Here is a 4801-nt window from a genome sequence, read left to right as displayed (position 1 = left end):
CGACACGGGGGTGCGCACGGACCTGATGCCGACCTACATCAGCGGCAGCGCGACGGCGATGCACATCTCGATGAAGGCGTACAACAAGCCGGGCTGGGCGTTGATCGGCACCTACGCGGGCACGGGTCCGCACCGCTGGTACATGGACCACCTGTTCGCGCTGGAGCTGAAGGCGAGTCCGCGGATCTACAACATTGCGTTCCATCACAGCAACGCCGCGGGCGGTTATTGGGCAGAGCCGCAGGCGGCGGTGAACCGCGACTTCACGCGCATCCTGTTCAACTCCAACTGGGGCACCACCAGCGACACCGACGTCGATGCCTACATGGTGCAGCTGCCGGCGGGCGCCGTGCCGGCATCGGGGCTGAAGAAGCGCCTGGCCGTGTACGACACCGGTGGCGTGGCGCCGACGTCCACTGCCCCGGCGGTCGTCACGCCTCCGCCCGCGGCCACGAGTGGTGGTGCGTCCTCGGTCGATGGCAAGCCGCAGCCGTCCGCAACCTCGCCGGCGAATACGCGCTGGTACTGGCTGGGCGATGCCGGCGGTATGCTCAGGAACTGGTGGCATGAACGCCGGCACGAGGCGGGTGCCGCGCCCGCGGTCGACGCGACGACGCAGCGCCGCCGCGTCGGCACGGAGCCGGTTTCGGCCCGCTGAGCGCCGCGGCCAACTCGACTACGCGAACCCCGCCGCCGTGCGGGGTTTGTCGTTATGGCGATCCTGCATTGACAATCGCCGCCGCGCTGCCCAAGCTAACTGCCGATACTTGACCACGAAGACAAGGTGGCCGCGGCCAACCGCCGGCCGAGCGTGCGACATGAGGACTACGCGCTTCCCACGTTGACTTCCCGCGCGCGGCTTCGACCTTGTCTGCAGGGGCGCCACGCGCCCTTTTTTATTGCTTGCGATGCAGCTCCCATGATCACGATTACCCTCCCCGACGGCAGCAAGAAACCGTTCGAACACCCCGTCTCCGTGCAGGACGTCGCCGCGTCGATCGGCCCTGGCCTGGCCAAGGCCACGCTGGCCGGCAAGGTCGACGGCAAGCTGGTCGATGCCAGCCACGTCATCGACCGCGACGCACGCGTCGAGATCGTCACCGAGAAGAGCCCGGAGGCGCTGGAGATCCTGCGCCACTCCACCGCGCACCTGCTGGCGCAGGCCGTGCAGCGCCTGTACCCGGGCGCGCAGGTCACCATCGGCCCGGTGATCGACAACGGCTTCTACTACGACTTCGCCTACGAGCGCCCGTTCACGCCCGAGGATCTGCCGAAGATCGAGGCGGAGATGGAGAAGATCGTCAAGGAACAGCTGCCGGTCGGTCGCAGCGTGAAGTCGCGCGACGACGCGATCGCCTTCTTCCGCGGCTTGGGCGAGAGCTACAAGGCCGAGATCATCGCCGGCATCCCGGCGAACGAGGAGCTGTCGCTGTACACCCAGGGCGAGTTCACCGATCTCTGCCGCGGCCCGCACGTGCCCAACACCGGCAAACTGCGCGCATTCAGGCTGATGAAGGTGGCCGGCGCCTACTGGCGCGGCGACAGCAACAACCAGATGCTCAGCCGTATCTACGGCACCGCGTGGCTGAACGATAAGGATCTCAAGTCCTACCTCAATATGCTGGAGGAGGCCGAGAAGCGCGACCACCGCAAGATCGCCAAGGCGCTCGACCTGTTCCACCAGCAGGAAGAAGCGCCGGGCATGGTGTTCTGGCATCCGAAGGGCTGGTCGATCTGGCAGGCCGTCGAGCAGTACATGCGCGGGGTCTACCGGGATTCCGGCTATCAGGAAGTGCGCTGCCCGCAGATCCTCGACGTGTCGCTGTGGCAGAAGTCTGGCCACTGGGACAACTACAAGGAGAACATGTTCTTCACCGAGTCGGAGAAACGCACCTACGCGGTGAAGCCGATGAACTGCCCGGGCCACGTGCAGATCTTCAACTCCGACCTGCGCAGCTACCGCGACCTGCCGATCCGCTACGGCGAATTCGGCGCCTGCCACCGCAACGAGCCCTCCGGTGCGCTGCACGGCATCATGCGCGTGCGCGCCTTCACCCAGGACGACGGCCACGTCTTCTGCACCGAGGACCAGATCGAGCCCGAGGTGACCGCGTTCCATCGCCAGGCGATGCGGGTCTACGCCGACTTCGGCTTCAGCGACATCGCGCTGAAGATCGCGCTGCGTCCGGACAAGCGGCTCGGTTCCGACGAGGTGTGGGACAAGGCTGAGGAGGCGCTGCGCGCCGCGCTGCGCAGCGCCGGCGTCAGCTGGGAGGAACTGCCCGGCGAGGGCGCCTTCTACGGCCCGAAGATCGAGTACCACATGAAGGATTCGATTGGCCGCGCCTGGCAGGTCGGCACCATGCAGGTGGATTTCATGATGCCGCAGCGGCTCGGCGCGGAGTACGTCGACGAGCATTCGCAGCGCCGCCACCCGGTGATGCTGCATCGCGCGATCGTCGGCTCGATGGAGCGCTTCATCGGCATCCTGATCGAGCACCACGCCGGCAATCTGCCGCCATGGCTGGCGCCGCTGCAGGCGGTTGCGCTCAACATCACCGATGCCCAGGCCGACTATGCCCGCGGGGTGGTGCAAACCCTTGTAAGCAAAGGCTTCCGGGTGCAGGCGGATTTGCGCAACGAGAAAATCGGCTATAAAATCCGGGAGCATACGTTGCAGAAGGTGCCCTACCTGCTCGTGGTCGGTGATCGCGAGAAGGAGACGGGCACCGTTTCTGTGCGCGCCCGCTCGGGCGAGGATCTGGGCAGCCTGTCGCTGCCGGCCTTCATCGAGCGGCTGGGCGCGGAAGCCGGCCCCGGCCGAGCCGCGCCATAAACTGGAACCCGCTGGGAGGATGCAGTATCGCCACCACTGACAACAAAGCCAGCCGCCGGAACCACGAGATCCGTGTTCCGCGGGTGCGTGTGATCGGCGCCGACGGAGAACAGGTCGGCATCCTGTCGCGCGACGAGGCGCTGAGGATGGCCGAGGAGGCCGGCATGGATCTCGTCGAGATCCAGCCCAATGCCGAGCCGCCGGTCTGCCGCGTCATGGACTTCGGCAAGTTCAAGTTCGAGCAGCAGAAGAAGGCGCAGGCGGCGAAAAAGAAGCAGAAGCAGGTCGAGATCAAGGAGCTGAAGTTCCGCCCCACGACGGACATCGGCGACTACCAGATCAAGCTGCGCAACATGCTTCGCTTCCTCGAGGAAGGCGACAAGGTCAAGGTCACCATCCGCTTCCGCGGCCGCGAGATGTCGCACCAGGAGCTCGGTCACAACCTGGCCCAGCGCATCCAGGCGGATGTGGGCGAGGAGGGCGTTGTCGAGCAGTTCCCGCGGCTCGAAGGCCGCCAGATGGTGATGATGATCGCCCCCAAGAAAAAGAGCTGAGCCGCAGGTACGTCCTGCGAGTTGCAGAACAAGACGGGCCGTGCAACTCCTGCACGGCCCTCCCCGTTCCTCCTCTCCCGCTGGCGGGAGAGGGCAAAGGGTGGGGGTGGGGGTTCAGGTTCGCGCCGAGAGCCGGGTTTCCCGGTTTCACGAGCCTGCCCGCTTCCGATCGGGTAGACTAGGCGGCCCTGTGGCCCTGTCCCGGTCGCAGGAAAGCCGAGAATTCGCCCGCAAGGGCACCCCGTCGACCGCGGAGAGGCGGTCGGCGGCGCAGCAAGGTCCGCTTCGGCAGACCCACGAGCCGGTTCGGGCAAGGATGGAAAGCGCGGCCGCGGCCGTCGCCCGGGTCAGTCCAATAACCGTCGTTGGAGCATCGACATGCCCAAGATCAAGACCAACCGGGCCGCCGCCAAGCGGTTCCGCAAGACCGCTTCCGGCAAGTTCAAGGCCGGCCACGCTTTCAAGTCGCACATCCTCACCAAGAAGTCGACCAAGCGTAAGCGCAACCTGCGCGCCCCCAACCACGTGCGTGAGTGCGACCAGAAGGGCGTCGCGCGCATGCTTCCGTACCTGTAAGACGAGGAGGACACCACCATGGCTCGTGTCAAGCGTGGCGTTACCGCCCGTCGTCGTCACAAGAAGATCATCGGCCAGGCCAAGGGCTACTACAACGCGCGCCGCAAGGTTCTGCGCGTCGCCAAGCAGGCCGTCACCAAGGCCGGCCAGTACGCCTACATCGGCCGCAAGCAGCGCAAGCGCCAGTTCCGCGCGCTGTGGATCGTGCGCATCAACGCCGCCGCCCGCCAGTTCGGCCTGTCGTACAGCCGCCTGATCAACGGCCTGGCCAAGGCCGAGGTCGCGGTCGACCGCAAGGTGCTGGCCGACCTCGCGGTGCACGACATCAAGGCGTTCGGCGCGCTCGCCGAGAAGGCGAAGGCCGTTCTGGCCGCGTAATCCGACGCAGGCGCTTTCATGCGCCGGCCGCGCGCCGGCGCAGCGGATCACGTGGGGAGCGGGCCGGTCTCGCTCCCCATGTCGTTTCTGCAGGGCGCCGATCTGATCCGGAAGGGGGCGATGGACGCACTTGCAACCCGCATCGACGAGGCGCTGGCCGCGATTGCCGGCGCCGACAGCCTGGACGCGCTGGAAGCGCAGCGCGTGGCGCTGCTCGGCAAGAGCGGTTTCGTCACCGAGCAGTTGAAGCAGTTGGGCGCGTTGCCGCCCGAGCAGCGCAAGGCGCGTGGCGCCGAAGTCAACCGCGCTCGCGACCGCCTTGTCGAAGCGATCGCGGCACGCCGTGCAGCGCTCGAGGAGGCCGCGTTCGCGCAGCGTCTCGCCTGCGAACGGCTGGACGTGACCTTGCCCGGCCGGCGCGGCGAGCGCGGCGGCATCCATCCGGTCACGCGCACGC

At 66.9% G+C, this 4801-nt stretch carries 5 protein-coding genes and 1 pseudogene; all 6 read left to right on the top strand.

The annotated features are described in order from the left end of the window. Positions 1-658: hypothetical protein (locus tag ABFC67_RS02695; protein WP_346736497.1), on the top strand; the 658-nt coding region annotated here is incomplete at its 5' end. 261 nt (positions 659-919) lie between these two features. After that, positions 920-2836 carry a threonine--tRNA ligase gene (thrS, locus tag ABFC67_RS02690; RefSeq protein WP_346736496.1) on the top strand — a complete coding sequence of 639 codons (1917 nt, stop codon included), beginning with the start codon at positions 920-922 and terminating at the stop codon, positions 2834-2836. Between the two features lie 26 nt (positions 2837-2862). Continuing rightward, a complete protein-coding gene (gene infC / locus ABFC67_RS02685) occupies positions 2863-3390 on the top strand; it encodes a translation initiation factor IF-3 (RefSeq protein WP_346736498.1) in 528 nt (175 codons plus the stop codon). Between the two features lie 378 nt (positions 3391-3768). Then, entirely contained in the window at positions 3769-3966 is a 198-nt protein-coding gene (gene rpmI / locus ABFC67_RS02680; RefSeq protein WP_346736495.1) for a 50S ribosomal protein L35, read from the top strand. An 18-nt stretch (positions 3967-3984) separates the two neighbouring features. Further along, positions 3985-4344, top strand: a complete 360-nt coding sequence (rplT, locus tag ABFC67_RS02675) for a 50S ribosomal protein L20 (protein ID WP_346736494.1) — start codon at positions 3985-3987, stop codon at positions 4342-4344. 120 nt (positions 4345-4464) lie between these two features. Next, a pseudogene (locus tag ABFC67_RS02670) lies at positions 4465-4801 on the top strand (phenylalanine--tRNA ligase subunit alpha); the annotation flags it as partial.

Origin of the sequence: Mizugakiibacter sp. (assembly GCF_039680435.1) — a bacterium.
GTDB lineage: Bacteria > Pseudomonadota > Gammaproteobacteria > Xanthomonadales > Rhodanobacteraceae > Mizugakiibacter.
This window is presented reverse-complemented; position numbering and strand designations above follow the sequence as displayed.